This window comes from Methylobacterium sp. WL12, assembly GCF_008039475.1.
GTDB classification, from domain to species: domain Bacteria; phylum Pseudomonadota; class Alphaproteobacteria; order Rhizobiales; family Beijerinckiaceae; genus Methylobacterium; species Methylobacterium cerastii.
In genome coordinates, this window is the sequence record NZ_VRUW01000109.1 from 1 (window position 1) to 12,343 (window position 12,343).

The 12,343-nt window shown below is 60.5% G+C and carries 14 protein-coding genes and 2 pseudogenes; 1 reads left to right on the plus strand and 15 read right to left on the minus strand.

Annotated elements, in window-relative coordinates:
• Window positions 1-349: 349 nt before the first annotated feature.
• The 12 genes and pseudogenes from FV226_RS24530 to FV226_RS24585 all read right to left on the minus strand — a co-directional run bounded on the left by FV226_RS24530 (window position 350) and on the right by FV226_RS24585 (window position 9,781).
• On the minus strand, window positions 350-2,500 hold the full coding sequence (locus FV226_RS24530; RefSeq protein ID WP_147764965.1) for a carbohydrate-binding domain-containing protein: 2,151 nt from the start codon (window positions 2,498-2,500) through the stop codon (window positions 350-352).
• A 106-nt stretch (window positions 2,501-2,606) separates the two neighbouring features.
• A pseudogene (locus tag FV226_RS24535) lies at window positions 2,607-2,720 on the minus strand (IS6 family transposase); the annotation flags it as partial.
• Window positions 2,721-3,749: 1,029 nt separating this feature from the next.
• On the minus strand, window positions 3,750-4,127 hold the full coding sequence (locus FV226_RS24540) for a hypothetical protein (protein WP_147764966.1): 378 nt from the start codon (window positions 4,125-4,127) through the stop codon (window positions 3,750-3,752).
• A gap of 547 nt (window positions 4,128-4,674) precedes the next feature.
• On the minus strand, window positions 4,675-4,917 hold the full coding sequence (locus tag FV226_RS24545; protein WP_147764967.1) for a hypothetical protein: 243 nt from the start codon (window positions 4,915-4,917) through the stop codon (window positions 4,675-4,677).
• A gap of 893 nt (window positions 4,918-5,810) precedes the next feature.
• Window positions 5,811-6,143 carry a BrnT family toxin gene (locus FV226_RS24550; RefSeq protein ID WP_147764968.1) on the minus strand — a complete coding sequence of 111 codons (333 nt, stop codon included), beginning with the start codon at window positions 6,141-6,143 and terminating at the stop codon, window positions 5,811-5,813.
• 261 nt (window positions 6,144-6,404) lie between these two features.
• Window positions 6,405-7,211 (minus strand): hypothetical protein, encoded by an 807-nt coding sequence (locus tag FV226_RS24555; protein WP_147764969.1) that lies wholly within the window; start codon window positions 7,209-7,211, stop codon window positions 6,405-6,407.
• Window positions 7,183-7,398 carry a hypothetical protein gene (locus tag FV226_RS24560; RefSeq protein WP_147764970.1) on the minus strand — a complete coding sequence of 72 codons (216 nt, stop codon included), beginning with the start codon at window positions 7,396-7,398 and terminating at the stop codon, window positions 7,183-7,185. The genes FV226_RS24555 and FV226_RS24560 overlap by 29 nt, the downstream gene beginning before the upstream one ends.
• 228 nt (window positions 7,399-7,626) lie before the next feature.
• Window positions 7,627-7,911 (minus strand): hypothetical protein, encoded by a 285-nt coding sequence (locus tag FV226_RS24565; RefSeq protein WP_147764971.1) that lies wholly within the window; start codon window positions 7,909-7,911, stop codon window positions 7,627-7,629.
• Window positions 7,911-8,294 (minus strand): hypothetical protein, encoded by a 384-nt coding sequence (locus tag FV226_RS24570; protein ID WP_147764972.1) that lies wholly within the window; start codon window positions 8,292-8,294, stop codon window positions 7,911-7,913. The genes FV226_RS24565 and FV226_RS24570 overlap by 1 nt, the downstream gene beginning before the upstream one ends.
• 36 nt (window positions 8,295-8,330) lie before the next feature.
• Window positions 8,331-8,537, minus strand: a complete 207-nt coding sequence (locus FV226_RS24575) for a hypothetical protein (RefSeq protein WP_147764973.1) — start codon at window positions 8,535-8,537, stop codon at window positions 8,331-8,333.
• Between the two features lie 79 nt (window positions 8,538-8,616).
• A complete protein-coding gene (locus FV226_RS24580) occupies window positions 8,617-9,087 on the minus strand; it encodes a hypothetical protein (RefSeq protein WP_147764974.1) in 471 nt (156 codons plus the stop codon).
• 250 nt (window positions 9,088-9,337) lie between these two features.
• Complete coding sequence (locus tag FV226_RS24585; RefSeq protein ID WP_147764975.1) at window positions 9,338-9,781, minus strand: hypothetical protein; 444 nt, start codon at window positions 9,779-9,781, stop codon at window positions 9,338-9,340.
• Window positions 9,782-9,843: 62 nt separating this feature from the next.
• Between FV226_RS24585 and FV226_RS28185 the strand changes: the two genes are divergently transcribed.
• Window positions 9,844-10,002 carry a hypothetical protein gene (locus FV226_RS28185; RefSeq protein WP_187278844.1) on the plus strand — a complete coding sequence of 53 codons (159 nt, stop codon included), beginning with the start codon at window positions 9,844-9,846 and terminating at the stop codon, window positions 10,000-10,002.
• Window positions 10,003-10,341: 339 nt separating this feature from the next.
• Here FV226_RS28185 and FV226_RS24595 read toward each other — a convergent pair whose 3' ends face one another.
• The 3 genes and pseudogenes from FV226_RS24595 to FV226_RS24605 all read right to left on the minus strand — a co-directional run.
• A complete protein-coding gene (locus FV226_RS24595) occupies window positions 10,342-10,764 on the minus strand; it encodes a hypothetical protein (protein WP_147764977.1) in 423 nt (140 codons plus the stop codon).
• 1 nt (window position 10,765) lies between these two features.
• Window positions 10,766-11,980: a site-specific integrase gene (locus FV226_RS24600; RefSeq protein ID WP_147764978.1), complete on the minus strand. Its 1,215-nt coding sequence runs from the start codon at window positions 11,978-11,980 to the stop codon at window positions 10,766-10,768.
• 246 nt (window positions 11,981-12,226) lie between these two features.
• Window positions 12,227-12,343, minus strand: a pseudogene (locus FV226_RS24605) (IS5/IS1182 family transposase); the annotation flags it as partial.

Consider the following 12,343-nt stretch of genomic DNA (forward strand, 5'->3'; position numbering starts at 1 on the left):
GCTTATTTATTGGAAAAAGCTAAATAAATCACAATAATTTACTGTCCATAAGTAATTACCCTGTGATGGCCGGGTTCAGGCGATGATGGTTTTGAGGATGGTGCCGAAGGGCCTGCTGCCTGTAATGAGTACCATATCGACAACGGTTCGGATGTCGGCCTGGCATTCAGCGGCCGACATAGCGCGGTAGCCATTTATGACCCTCCGCTGGATTTGAGATGGCGCCGGTCACACTCGCGCCGTGTGCAGAAAAAACGATCGTTTTTTCGTCAGAGCATATGGCAACACCGCAATAGCATACGGTCTCATGCTCGGGCGCCCCGTGGCTGCCCGAGCTGGTGGGTGTTGATCACGCCATCAGGTCTGCGTGGTGCAGGCTGCTGACGTTGAAGTCAGCGCTGCCATTGGTCCACAGCTCAGCGGAATAGATCGTCTGGCCGATGCCCTTGGCGACCGTCGCATCCCTTCCCTGGATGACGTGCCCGTCCAGGCTGATGCTGTCGACGTACAGGTTACGGTCCTGCCCAGCTCCCGCATAGAGGTCGTTGACGAACTCAACGGCGACATGGTTTGCCCCGGCGAAGCTGCCGTGCAGCGTGATGTCATCCCAGTGACCTTGAGCGTGGGAGGCATGCGCAACCTGGACGCCACCGACCTGCTGGCCGTCGACCAACACGATGAAGTGCGCATCGCCCTTGTAAGCATCCTCTGAGACGCGGAAGTGGAGGGTGTCGGGACCAGTCGAGAATACCGCGCTGGCGTTCGTCCACAACTCGGCCGAGTAGGTTGTCTGTCCCTGGCCGTGCGGCACGCTGGCGTCGCTGCCCTTGTAGGTGGTTCCGTTCAGGTTGATGCTATCGACGTACAGGTTGCGATCCTGCCCAGCCCCAGCATTGAGGTCGTCGACAAACTCGACGGCGACACGGTTCGCGCTGGCGAAGCTGCCATGCAGCGTGATGTTCTCCCACTGTCCTTGGGCATGGGAGGCATGTGCGACCTGGACGCCCCCGATCTGCTGGCCGTCGACCTTGACGATGAAATGTGCATCGCCCTTGAAAGCGTCCTCTGAGGCGCGAACCACCAGAGTATCAGGCCCCTGAGGTAGGCTCTGAGTGGAGTAGCGAACCTGAAGGCCCCCAGAGCCGTCGCTCGTCACCTGGAATGGGTGATTGGTGTCGTAGTTACTCAGGACGAAGCTGTCACTTACGCCACCGCTCGTCACGGTCAGCGTGTTCCCGGCCAGTGTTGCCTTTGCTCCAGCAGCGTAGGCAACTCCGGCCAGATCTAGGGTATCCTCCAAGCCAAAGCCTGAGAGGGTGTTCTCCAAGGTTCCACCGGCCCCGCCGAAAGCCGACTGCGCGACTTGAAGCGTTTGTGCTCCGCTTGTGAACGTGATCGCGCCTGTACCGGCGGCGTGCTCTGAGGCGAGGACCAGCGTTCCTCCAACCAGGGTCGTGCCACCCGTGTAGATCGGCCCTCTATCTCCCAACTCGCCCAAGAGCGTGAGAGTACCCGTACCAACCTTGACGAGTGAACCATTGGATCCTCCTGATCCTGTAATAGGGCCAGGGCCGTCATAAGCACCAATCAACTTGCTATCCGCGTTGGTGCTGCCGATGGTTAGCTGCGTTGATCCAAGATAAACGCGACTATCTACTATTGAACCAACGCTGACTTTTCCGTCTCCGTCTGTGCCCAAGCTACTAGAAAAATCCACATAGCCATCTTTTATAGTGGCAAATCCAGCTGTGCTGTGGCCACTGAAAGCGACGACTGCTCCATTGATGATGGATTTATCAGCAGAACTATTGCCTTCAAAGTCGACATGTCCGCCAATATAACCGACTTGACTATTTACGATAGACGAACCGGCTGTACTGGAATCACTGAATTTCACCGATGCTCCATAAGATCCAAGGAGAATATTTGATTGTCCAGCAGTACTATTCGCGCTGAAATGAATATTCTTCTCAGAATTGTAAATCGTTGCGCTCCCCGCAGAGCTTTGGTCCAAAAATTCCATACCCCCGCCGGATTTGAAGTCGTAGCCGTATCTAATTATTGAATTACCAGCAGTACTTTTATCGTTAAATATCAAATATCCTTGATTATCTACATTCGATGATCCAGCTGAGCTATTATTTTCAAATGACAGTGAATCACCACCGTTATTTAAAATTTTTGCTGTGCCAGCCGTGCTATTTCCAGTGAAGGTTGTGGAACTTGTCCACGGGTCAGGTACGCCAGGATAGTGGTTCGTATTATTTACGATAGAGGCTGATCCTGCCGTGGCTTCACCTGAGAAATTGATAGTACCATATCTATTTTTAATTAGATTTGACATGTCAGCGGTGCTTAGATCTTTAAAATTTATAGTCCCACTATTTTCGTTTGTTAAGCTGCTGTTAGCCGCAGAACTGTGGTCAAGAAATATGATTTCTCCGCCATTGTTCGTAATTGTCTGATCCTGGGCTTTTTGAGCGCCTGAATAAGTGGTCATCAATTTTACTCCATTTCTTTGTATGGAGTGCTGCGGGCTTGGGCTTGTCAAGGGGCGTGTCGCAAACTCGGATCTGAGACGCGGAACGACCACTACCGTCCCGCTTTCACCCTTTGTTCGCCTGGGGAAGCCCGAAGCAGAGTGTGAGCAGTTGGTTTTGCTCACGCACCGACCATGCGCCGGCCAACCCGAAGCCCTTGCGCAGCTACAGCAAGGCCTCACGGTCGGCACCTGCCACCCTACTCGCGATAGGGCGCCCGGCGATGCTGCGCCCCGCGGCCTGCACGGGCAAGGGGAAGGAAGGCGGCTTCTGCCTGCATGTAGAGAAAACGACCATTTATCTGACGCCATAGGCTCGCGCAGCATTCGCGTTTCAAAACCGCCAATCGGCGTCAGGAATCCGTGTCGGGATTTCTAGCGTCCGAATAACGCTTACAATCAATCCCGACCTGCGCCGCCACCGCTTGGACGCTCCGCAGGCTCTTGCGGTGGCGCGTGACGCCCTTTGGTGATCCTGACGCGGTGAAGGCCGCGAGACGCTGGCTGTGCCACTGTGCGAGCCACCGGAGGCGCAGGGCGCGGTCTCCCGCGGGTAGGCGCATCAGTACGGCGGCGTTCGGAATGCGGGCCGGTCCCATGGTGTCCTCCTCAGCAATCCCGGGCCGCCACGTCGGACAACAGCCGCGGCTTCTCCTGCCGTCGTCGGGCCGGTGGGTGAATTGATTTAAGCGGCGGACCGCTTCGCCGCTTGCCGCTCCTGCCGATCCAATTCCCGGCGCTGTTGGCGGCTCATTTGCCCGGTAGCAGGCGCGGAGGCGGCTACAGCCTGTTCCGAGATGTCCTGTGTCGGGTCGATCTGCTCGCCTATCCTGTCCGGCCACGCCGGCCCCGCGCTGGTGGTGATCGTGCCGTCCCGTGACACGCTCAGGAACACCGGCTGTCCTCCGACGGCGTAGGTCGGTTCCTCATTGTCTGCGAGCAAATCGCAGACCTAGCGCTGGGCCCTGAGCACTTGAGTCCCGAACCGCCTGATCCCGGCGAGGCCGAGCCGCAAGGCGACCCGATGCAGCCGGCAAAGCGCCGCGCGGTGCCGGGCGATGGTACGATCCCGTGCGGCGCTGGATGTGGGTTCGCTTGGGCGGGGGCCGATTTCACCCCTGCGAGCGCTACTACGAACCGGTCGGCAACCTGGCGGGCGTGCGGCTCGCGATCCCCGGCCGGCATGGCAGCGAAGTGGGGCAGGCGCATCTCAACGCCCGATCTCGGCGTCGGTGAGCGGCACTTTGCGCTCGATGGCTCTGCAGAGGTCGAAGAGCGAGCCGTGCCGCCAGGGGCTTACCCAGTGCAGAGAGTCGAGGCCCGCCGTCGTTGCGCGGAGCCGAGCGAGATCTACCGGAGGGCGGATCGCTCGGCCCTCTGCGGCCATTTCCCAAAGCGCCTCAACGCGAGCGCCTGCAAATAGGCGGGCTTCAGGCGAATGGCTGGCATCTCCGGCATAGTCCGCGAGCGCGACCGCATCCGACATGGCAAAAACTGCGTCGATCTCCTTCTTCACCACCTCATTGATCCGCTCTTGCGTCTGCAAGGCGAAGACTCGAACGCCGCGGTAGATCTCTGCGGTCGGCATGGGACGATCACGGCTCATTGAATGCCTCCACGTCCGGCCATGAGCGCCAGAGCGCGACGTGTCAGAACATCGTCCTCCGGCAATTCCTCGTCGTCGGTTGGCTGCGGCGGTAGCAGGGCCAAGAGCCGGCCCGAGTGAACCAGCAACACCCGACATGCGGCCACGCGTGCCGCGGCAGGGGCAGCTTCGTCGATCGCGAGACCGGCCAAGATGCGAAGCGGGTCGACCCATTCCGGATTGACGCCACACGCCAGAGCTCGCCGGCGCAATGTCTCGGCGCGGGTCGGGCGGCCGCCCTTCGCCTTCCCGGTTCGACCGGATCGGTTTCGCGAGGTTTTCGGACTTGGTTTATCGGCCATTTTTGGACGCCTCAGATACGCATTACGAAGAGGATGAGACAGCTTACTTGGGGTTCTACGGCCGGAGGTTTTGCCCTCGAAACGCGCGCGCGAAGTCTATGAATGGGACCATGTGCGGTTAGGGCTTTCCTATGCTTCTAGAGTTCTTGATCCCGCCCTCCCTTTGACTATCAGACGGTGATGCCGGCTCACTCGGCCGCTTCGAGGCGGAGCAAGGCGGATGCAGTGGCAGTGCGAGCGAAGGCGTCGGGTTCATCAGTGGCGGGATGGTGCGCCTCGGTGAGCGCCAGTGCCACCTCTGCCCGCCATGCCTGGACCGCTCGGCCATATGCCAACCGTGCGGCATCGCCGGCCTTTTCAGCTTCCTGCATGTCGACGTGCATCAGAGGTGCGCGCTTCAGGAGATCGGCCAACCAAGCGATGTCAGGCATGGGAGGTCACCTCATCGAGCGGGTGCTGAGCGAGCTCGTCGACCAGCGTCCTGATCTCCTGGTCGCTCATGCCGACGTCGCCAGGGGTGCAGATGACGCCGAGGTGTGTCGGTCTGACTCCTGCAGCGGTTAGGTCTGCGAGGATGCGTGCAAGGGCAGGCGATGGCCCGGCAGGCGGCGATAGGCTTGGCATGTCGGATGCTCCGAGTGCAGGCGCAGGCACGCAGCACCGGGCGATGCCGCGTGGCGCTATTGGTGCAGAGGTGGCTGGGGTGCAGGTCGGCCCGAGGCGCGACTTCTGGTGTGCTGGAACGATGCCGTTCGTCCGGCCGGATCGCAACGTCGAATTCTGGAAGTCAGCTAATTCGGCTTGGCGACCATCGCCGCCGAAGCCGCTATCCTGATTTGCAGAAAGGGCCGTCACCCGTCGCCTCAGTCATAAATTCTTGAGACGCGCAGCTTATCAGTCAGAAAATTTTGAGTCGATGGCCTAATAGATGTTAGAAGGCGGCGGTGACTGAGGTAGCACCCGAGACGCTTCAGACATGCGGACGCACCGCACGGGGGATCCCGGCGGTGCTGTCAGGTCAGGAGTAGAGGATGGTCGGTGCGCTTAAGGCGCCTTCACGCTACTTTGTTTCTACCGCCTCGAGGCTGTGCCGCAGGGCGATCGCCTTTGCGCGAGAGTGGCCTCGCCAACGCCGAAGTGGCCATGGTTTTAACAGAGTAGGAGTATGTAACGCTACCGCCGAATTTGTAGGTCTTCTTCGAAGAGACCTTTCTAAGCAATCGGGTCTTTGTATTTGAGGTGGATGACGGCGGATTCAGCGCAGCTAGCTCCTCATGCGAGAAGAAATCCGAGCCCAGCATCATCCCATCCAATTCAGCCTCGGTCATTCCGTCGGCTTCGTGGGACTCGTAATCGTCGGCTTGACGGGCTTCGAGGCGATTTGCTGTTTCGCGTTCCATTGTACCACCTCGGGAGGCTCCGCCTTCCTCAGGGAAATTGGTCTGAACGGTTTGTCCGTCCTGGCGAAAACCAGGAAGTAGATTTCAGAACCGATTTGTCCGATCGCCCGCCATCGGCGCTCAGGGTAGTCAAACCGGGTATCCTCACTGACGATGCAGGTTGTGAATTTGAAGCCTCTCGCCTCCTGAAGCGAGACACCATGCTTTTCGATGTTGCCTGCGTCTTTTCTTGGATCGCATGGCAGTTCGTCCGTCAACGCGGTTCATCCGGCGTCATTATGCATCCGTGATCGGTTAAGGCCTAATTCGCGACCTGGCGAGAGGCTGCAGGATCACTCCCTATTTAATTCGTCGCAGGGCTAATTGCGATTGGTGGCCATGCGGGAGTCTACCTGCCTTCTCACGAGGTCGCTCAGGTGCCTCGACAGGCTCAGACTGGCTCTCCCCGTCGCCTCGAAGGTCTCCAAGCCTGTCAGCGGCCTCCGTAATCCATCCACGGGTCTATCGCAGTTCAGGGATCACCCCCGAGATGCAGACCGGTAGCCATCATCCGGTTCGATCCCGCCTTGCTCGGGAGTAGGCGAATTGCCGTTCGACGGAATTGGCCGCTCCTCAATTTCGGGACCGTGCGATCGGTGTTCCTGGCACAACGAATAGAACCTCGCACCCGGACCCTGCCGCTGCTCAACGACGGCAGGGCAGCCGCAGTCTACACACAGCGGAGAGGTCAGCACCTCAGGCAGACGTGAGCCCAGAGCTACGTCCTGACTCGTTGCGGTAGCCTCCTTGTCGGAAGGTGTGAGGCAAGGTGTGATACCTGCATTTAGCGCACTCGAATGTGTAGCGATTTGCATAGACACCCGACCCGTTTTTCGGGCCTCCGCACGCGCCGATTTGTGCTGTGAATGCAAGGTCTCTCCGCCCTCTTTTCGAGCGCGTTTCCGCACCTCTTGCGCCTTATTAATTCGCGCTTCGTCGGCCTTCACCTTGACCATGATCGCGCGAACGTTCGCGTTCAGCGGGTGATAAACCGTCGCCGCTGTGCCGGAGCCGGATTTGTATGACCACCACCCGAGCTCCGAGAGCTTCACCCTAGCGCGGTAAATCGTGCTCTGAACGGCAAAGCCCCGGACGGCCGCCATGATGAGTTCATCATGCACGATGGCGTACCGGTCTTTCTCCCACGTCCGATGCAGGATGTAGAGGAACAGCCGAAGGTGCGAGGATTCAATTCGAGGATCGGCAATAGCCGCTTGCTGAATTGTGAGCTTCCAGCTCGTGAACTCAGGGGACGGCTTAGGCGGCTTGGCCTTCGGCTCCGGCATGGTGCCGATCCTCGTCGGCCGCCCCTGACGCGGCGCTGTCGACTTCGGGGACACCGGACAGGGCGGCGTCATCGGGGCAGGCCGCACGGATCGCCTCGGCCAAGACGGCACGAAGGCGCATCGCCTGCGGTATCGTCAGGTCGAGGGCGGTGACACCATGCGAGGCGCCGCGCTGCTTTCGGAGCATGGCGACATGCACGAGTCCCCGACCATCGCGGCGGGTCGCCGAAACGGTCGCCTGTCCCGCGTTCGTGGCGGTGACGGCGGATTTGTGTGCGAGGTCGAGGCGGGAAGTTGGGCGCACGCTGCACCTCAAGGTTTTTTCAACGGATCTGAAATAACACGAAATCTGATTCAATAGCGACCGCCCGATGAGGGGCGGCCGCGAGAACCTGCGATGAGCACGGTTTGCCGGTCAGTGCCGGACGGCGGAGATCTCCACGGCGTCGAGATCCAGCGTGTCGTCGCACGGGGAATGCAAGCCGACGACGCGGTGGCAAAACTCCCATTCCATCGGGTTTTCCACGGTGCCGGTCCCGCATCGGTGAAGCGCGAACAGGTTGCCGCGATCGTCGGCCCACACGTCGAGATAGATAAGCTCGAACCGGCGAGGGTCGGGCGTGTCGTGCCGGCGGGCGACGTGCCAGCCCGACCGCATCTCGTCGTCAGACCGGCAGGGGGTGAAGCGGGGGGCGTCCATTACTGGCGCCCTCCGGTCGCGAGGCGGCGCCTGGTGCGGCGCTCAACGACTACAGCGGGCCTCGGTGCCGGCTCCTGCACGGCAGGCGGTGGGGACGGCTCGGGATCAGCGACCGGGGCGGTTGTCACCACCTCGGCGGGCGGAGGCAGCACAGAAGCGACTTCTCGGAACACAGCGAACTCCTTGCGGTAGCGGTCAGCCATCCGCTGCGCCTGGGCCTCGGCGTCAGCCTGGTCGGCATGCTCGTATGGCCTATCGGCAATTCGGATCAGGATGCCGTTCGTCGAGTTGCGGCAAACGATGATGTAGCCACCGCGCGCCGTCTGTGGCGGACGGGACGAAACATCGAGCGGGACAGGCATTCGGCGGTTGGATTTCGTCATAGGAGTCTCTTGAATTGCGAATTGCGGAATGCCGGTTCAGCGAAGGGCGAGGCGGTGGCCGATCTCGTCGAGACGATCTAGGCGAGCGACGTCGGCGGCGATTTGGGCCAGGATGCTGCCGCGCAGCACATGGAAGGCGCTGCGCTCCGGGTCGGCGGCGCGCATGGCGCTGATCGCGGCCGTGACGGGCCCGACCTGCGGGCGAGCGTGCGGGTCGGCCGGAGCCGTGATATCGATATTCATGATCGGATTTCCTGCTGAGGGGATTGGATCGAGGCTCGGGAGCGCTGGCCGGCGTTTCCCGAGCCGCTCTATTTCGAGATCAGCGCCGGGCTCGATCTGAGCGAGCGTCGTCGACGTGCTCCATCAGGTGCTCGACGAGCGTCGTTGCAGTGTCGCTGGCGCTTCGAAAGCCGATATCGCGCAGCAGCACCGATTGCGTCTCCGAGGTCTGCGAAGCCATTTCGTCGTGCCAGGCCTCGGAATACCCCCGCATAAGGTCGTCCGGCACGTCGATCACGCTGGCCGCAATACGCTTCAGCAATTCGGCGGCTGGCGTATTTCGGGGCTCGTTCGGGAATTGCTCGGCCTTCTCCAAGCGCCACCGTGCGGTTTCAAGGATGGCCTCAGACAGCGCATCGCGAGCGTCATCGATTTCCGACGATTCATTTCTCGGATGACGACGATTCGAATTGATCGGCTGTGGCTTGGTGCTGAACTCCTCCATGGTGCCTCTCACAGCGTTGTTGAGGCTCTCGGCACGCTGGGCCTGTTCCTGTTCGATTTCAGACATGACTTCTCCTTCGGGCGTCGGCCCGGCTGCACACCGCGGCTTGCGGCGGATCTCTAATTCACGGGTAAAGCAGACAAGTGGTTGATCGGTCTGCCGACCAACATGACTCACGATAGTCGCTTCATCGTCTCTGTAAATAGCCAATCGACTGGATTGAATATTTGAATTAGCGCCAGTTCCGGATATCGAATTTCGGGTAATTCGAAAATTCCGGAATTCGGATCGCTACTACGGTGGAAGGCGCTACACGTCAGCATCTCGGCGAGGCGGCGGGGCCATTCTCGCTCGTAGGCAACCACGCCAAGCGAAAAAGGCTCGGTGCTCCGGCCCAGTCGCCATAACCGCGCGTACCTTTGCGTGTCATTTCAACAAAGCCGAGGGCGAGGGCCTCCGCTATCGCCCGCCGGATGCTGCCCCGCCGGATGCCGGTTCGCTCGAAATCATCGTAGGTCACCGGGAGCGAACCGTTCTGGCCACCTCCGTGCGCCATGTGCTCGACGCAGACCCGATCGACGACCAGGCGCGCATTCTGAGACATCGCGCGCCAGGCCGGGCTCTCGACCATTTCGCGCGTGAACCAGACGAAGGCTTGACCGCTCGGAACGCTGTTCAACTTTTTGAACTTCGAGTCCAGGAACTTGCCGGTCGATCGTCCTGTTGCGTCGACCCGGCGGGCAGTGAGGTGCTCGCTCATGCTGCACCGCCGGGAGCCAACAGCAGGGTCCAACATGCCGCTCGGATATTGCCCTCGATCGCTTGAAGCTCAGCTCGGGCGACGTCCGGGAGAACGCCGCGTCGCTGAAGCGTCTCAGCCTGGATCCCGAGCTGCCGCGCGATGTGTGCCTCGGCTTTCGCGGCTGTTCTGGCTTGCGCCATGTGGGCGGCGTGTCGGCGGATGAAATGCCGATCCCGTGACCGCGGGAAGGGGAGGATGACAGCGCTCATGCCTCGCCCCCGGAGCCTCCGATGCGACGGAGGCCCGCCTGCCATGCCTGGATATCCGTTTCGTGCCAGCCAACAGCATGTTTCGTGAGGTTGACCGGCTTTGGGAAAGAGCCAGCCTTCACCTGCCGCCAGACCGTCGTGCGGCTAAGGCCAGTTCGATCGCGGACATCCCGGAAGCGAAGAATTCGGTTGGGTTCGGTCATTGTGCGTCGCTCTATGTTTCGGGCGACACCAACAATGTGCGGGATTTTTCAGCGCGTCACAGGACAATACGTGGGAGGGAAAAATCCAGCCTTGGATTTCTGCTCCCTACTCAATGTCCAACGGATCGGATTTCGCTCGCCTCCAAATTCGCTCGACGTGCGCAACGCCTGCTTCGAACGTCGCATGCATCAGAACGCAATCGGCGACGATCTGCGCGCAGACTTCTCGAAGACTCCGACCCTTAGCAATTTCCTCTTCGATGAAATCAACGAAAATCGGAGCCGGGTCGTAAGACCCTTCCTTGGTCCATTTCCGGATCCATCCGTCATTTTCGTCCGTGAGTCGGTTCTCTTGCAAGGCCTCAAGCGCAGCTGAGAAGCGATTGTCACCCGTCACGCGCGCGAGCAAAGCCAGTTCTTTCATCAAATCGCGTGCGGTCACATGATGGGCCTCGCGGGTCTTCGCGATAACCTTCTGAGTATCGGCCTGGAAGACCTCCCAGTTCGCCTTATGCTGGGCGTAGGACATTTCAAGCACCGACCTTGAGCACGGTTACGTTGTCAGGCCTCGGCACACCGCTGATGACATAGCGGATCTCGGCATCAAGCGCTTCAAGCGCTCGCTTTTTCTGCGGCATGTACGTGTATTGGTCGTAGGTTGAACCGGTGACGGTGCTTTTGGTCGTCGATGCGTGATTCAACACATAGGCGATTGTCATTCGATCGATCTCTAGGCGACCAAGTACCGTCGCCGCAGTGCGCCGGAGATCGTGCGGCGTCGCTCCTTCATCGAAGATGCCTTCCCGTAGGCGCTCGAAGGCCTTCGCCATGTTTTGGGGGGATAGAGGCTTGCCGCGGGGACTGAGGATCAGACGGCCAGACGGCGTCTCCGACCGCAATCGCCGCGCGATCGCGAGCGCCTCGCCTACAAGCGGGATCGCGTGCGGGCGTTTGTTCTTCGTGCGGGCCGCCGGCAGCGTCCAGGTGGCCTTCACTGGGTCAACCTCCTCGGCGAGGATCCCCGCACATTCCCCGGGCCTCTGACCGGTCAGGAGGATCAAGCGGAAGGCGTCACGATAGGATGGCGCCGCCGCGGCGCTCGCCGTCCAGAAGGCTGCAATCTCGGCGTCCGACAGAACCCGTTCCTTCGGCACTTCGGTGTGCCGCTGCTTGAGGCCGATCACCGGGTTGGACGGCACCAGCCCTTCCGACACGGCCCAACTGTAAACCGACGAGAGGGTTTGCAAATTGCGGTTCGAGACGACCGGCGCGCGCAGGGCAATTTTGTCGATGAGATTCGCCACCTCGCCACGGGTGAGCTCGTGCGCCAGCCGTCGGCCGAGGACGGGCACCACATCCCGGCTCAGAAGGCTCTCGTAATCGCGCCAACTCCGCAGCTTCACCTTGGCGTGCCACTCGATGAACCGCGCGATCAGGCCGGCGACGGTCAGCGCCTCGCTGCGCTCCTTGGCGGCCACCACCGGGTCGCCGCCGTCCTGGACAAGCCGACGGAGCGCCAACGCCTTCTCTCGGGCCTGAGACAGGCTCCAGGCGGGGTAATCGCCGATCGTGAACCGGCGCTGCTGTGCGCTGCCCCGGGGCCGGTAGACAAAGCTCCAGGCCTTGGTGCCAGCCGAGACGCGGAGGCAGAGGCCGCGGGCCTTCGCATCGTAGATCATCAGCCGGCCGCTGGGCTCGGGCTTGAGCGAACGCACCTCGACGTCGGTGAGGATTCGGGCAGGCAAATTTGAACTCGCTCTTCCGAACTCGGGTCACGTCCGGGTCACAAAACCACGCTACTAGACGCACAATTCCGAAACAAGCTGACACCGGTTAATTCAGCGTTGTCAGCCATTTGTCTGTTTCAGGACAATTCAGAAAAACCCACTGGATTTGATCGAAGATCAAGTAAGCCCTTCGGTCCGGCATCCCGGATCGGACCGCGAGGCCGCCCCCGACCGGGGCGGCCTTTTTCGTTTTTAGACCCCGTTTCATAACGCTCGTGCCAGGCGTCTGACGAGGATCATGGCTGCTGCCAGGACGAAGAAGGCGAGTGCGGAAGAGGCCGTCGCCTCGTGATCACGGGCGAGCCTGCGGCATCGACTGAT

Coding starts and splice junctions, on each gene's coding strand:
- FV226_RS24595 (WP_147764977.1), bottom strand. CDS start 10,764: ATGTCCTACGCCCAGCATAAGGCGAACTGGGAGGTCTTCCAGGCCGAT.
- FV226_RS24580 (WP_147764974.1), bottom strand. CDS start 9,087: ATGTCTGAAATCGAACAGGAACAGGCCCAGCGTGCCGAGAGCCTCAAC.
- FV226_RS24565 (WP_147764971.1), bottom strand. CDS start 7,911: ATGGACGCCCCCCGCTTCACCCCCTGCCGGTCTGACGACGAGATGCGG.
- FV226_RS24570 (WP_147764972.1), bottom strand. CDS start 8,294: ATGACGAAATCCAACCGCCGAATGCCTGTCCCGCTCGATGTTTCGTCC.
- FV226_RS24555 (WP_147764969.1), bottom strand. CDS start 7,211: ATGCCGGAGCCGAAGGCCAAGCCGCCTAAGCCGTCCCCTGAGTTCACG.
- FV226_RS24540 (WP_147764966.1), bottom strand. CDS start 4,127: ATGCCGACCGCAGAGATCTACCGCGGCGTTCGAGTCTTCGCCTTGCAG.
- FV226_RS24545 (WP_147764967.1), bottom strand. CDS start 4,917: ATGCCTGACATCGCTTGGTTGGCCGATCTCCTGAAGCGCGCACCTCTG.
- FV226_RS24575 (WP_147764973.1), bottom strand. CDS start 8,537: ATGAATATCGATATCACGGCTCCGGCCGACCCGCACGCTCGCCCGCAG.
- FV226_RS24585 (WP_147764975.1), bottom strand. CDS start 9,781: ATGAGCGAGCACCTCACTGCCCGCCGGGTCGACGCAACAGGACGATCG.
- FV226_RS24530 (WP_147764965.1), bottom strand. CDS start 2,500: ATGACCACTTATTCAGGCGCTCAAAAAGCCCAGGATCAGACAATTACG.
- FV226_RS24560 (WP_147764970.1), bottom strand. CDS start 7,398: ATGCTCCGAAAGCAGCGCGGCGCCTCGCATGGTGTCACCGCCCTCGAC.